Source organism: Gordonia jinhuaensis (assembly GCF_014639795.1).
In the GTDB taxonomy this organism is placed as follows: domain Bacteria; phylum Actinomycetota; class Actinomycetes; order Mycobacteriales; family Mycobacteriaceae; genus Gordonia_B; species Gordonia_B jinhuaensis.
Genome location: NZ_BMGC01000084.1, coordinates 1 through 2,076, shown reverse-complemented (window position 1 = coordinate 2,076; position 2,076 = coordinate 1). Strand labels below are relative to the sequence as shown.

The following is a 2,076-nucleotide window of genomic DNA, read 5'->3' as shown; positions in this document are numbered from 1 at the left end:
CCGCCTCGGCAGATTGACCCCCATTGAATTCGAGACCATCATCAACCACGAGGCCCCTCAGGCCGCGTGACTAACCCTGTCACCTATCCGTGCACCAGGCCCCAATTTGTCGGTGCGTTGGTTTAGCTTGATCGCCGTTGATTATTGCATGTCGCCCGGTTTGCTCGGGCGGTCGGCGCCGCCGGCGAACAGTTGGGCGTAACGACACTGGCAGTTGAAGGGAGGCAGGATGAGGTACAACTCGTTCGAGGAGTTCTTCCGTGCGGCTACGGGCTCGGAGCCGTATCCGTACCAGCGCAGGATTGCGACTGTGGGGGTCCGTCTTCCTGACGTCATCGACGTGCCACCCGGACTTGGTAAGACCGCTGCGATTGTGCTGGGTTGGCTGTGGCGAGTGCTGACGGCCGGCGACGACTCAGTGCCAAGGCGGCTGGTCATTGCTCTGCCTATGCGGACTCTGACGCGGCAGACGGTGAATGTGATTCCGGGGTGGATCGCAAGTCTTGATCTCGAGGATCTTGTTGGCGTCACTGAGCTTGTTGGCGGTATGTCGGCCGAAGGACACTCGTGGCGGCAACGTCCAGGACAGTTCCAAATACTTGTGGCCACCGTTGACATGAGCATCAGCAGAATGCTGATGCGCGGATACGGATTGTCGCGCGGTGTGTACCCGATTGACGCGGGCCTACTATGGAACGACACGCACCTTGTCGTAGATGAAACGCAGTTGGCGCCGGCGTCTACCGTGACCGCTCGCCAGATCGCTGCATTTCAGACTCAGTATGGTTCCGTTGCAACGGGTTTAACCTGCATGACTGCCACGCTCGACACGGCACTCCTGGACACCGTCGACAATCCATTCGATGAGAACACCATCGTTGTGAGGATCGGCGACGATGACCTGACACCCGCTGTGACCCAGCGATTGAACGCGAAGCGTGTAGTACGACAGTTGTTGACTGCGACTGACAATCCGCGGATCCTCGCTCAGGCAGTCGCGGAGCGTCACCGGTACGGATTGACCTTGGTCATCGTCAACACCGTCGATACTGCAGTCTCCATCTACAAGCTGCTCACCGCGAGGAATTCGCCCCTGCTTGATACGCCAGTGCTGGTGTTGCACTCTAAATTCAGGCCGGCGGACCGTGACCGACAGTTTGACGAACTGTCAAGACTCGACAATGTTGTGGTTGTCAGCACGCAGGTCGTAGAAGCCGGAGTCGATCTCGATGCCCGGACGCTCATAACTGAGGTGGCGCCGTGGGCTTCGGTAATCCAGAGGTCCGGGCGCTGTAACCGGGCGGGTGTTCGAGACGACGCTGAGTTGTGGTGGTTTCCATCAGGTAAGAAGAGCCCTTACGACCGTTCAGACCTCGAATCATCCGCCGATGCTCTGAGATCTCTTGAAGGTGAGCCAGTCACAAATGCTCAACTTTTGAATATGGGCAGCGAGGTGAAAACATCTGCGCCACGGTTGCAGACGCTGCGCCGCAGCGACTTTCTCGCGCTGTTTGATACGTCACCAGACCTCTCCGGGAATGATCTAGACATCTCGCCGTACATCCGCGACACCGACGACCTCGACGTCTCGCTCGCCTGGGTAGATTTCGGTGGTGAGAAGTCGCCCCCTGACGATCTGGTTATCCCGGGATTTGAGGAGCGGTGCCGAGCGCATATCAGCGATGTGAAGAACCTACTCAAGGTCTTGCAGCGTCGCAACGAGAATCTATGGTACTTCGATGTGGCGCAACCCTACTGGGGTGGGCCAAAGTGGTTGAGTCTTCGGGCGGGCCCGCCGGTACGGCCGGGGCAGGTCTTCGTCATCAATGCAGTTGCAGGTGGGTACACACCAGCGCTCGGACTTGCCCCCGATTCTACGGCGGCGGTGGCTTCAGCGGTGAGTTCTGACTCGGCCGAGGCCGAACCAGAAGGTGGGCAACGCCCTGCAAGCGACGGAAACACATCTGATTCAGGGGCCTGGTGCACGGATAGGTGACAGGGTTAGTCACGCGGCCTGAGGGGCCTCGTGGTTGATGATGGTCTCGAATTCAATGGGGGTCAATCTGCCGAGGCGGT

The 2,076-nt window shown here is 58.9% G+C and carries 1 protein-coding gene; it reads left to right on the top strand.

The window, feature by feature from the left end:
- Positions 1-229: 229 nt before the first annotated feature.
- Positions 230-1,996, top strand: a complete 1,767-nt coding sequence (gene cas3g, locus IEW22_RS19700; RefSeq protein ID WP_188589078.1) for a type I-G CRISPR-associated helicase/endonuclease Cas3g — start codon at positions 230-232, stop codon at positions 1,994-1,996.
- Positions 1,997-2,076: the final 80 nt, after the last annotated feature.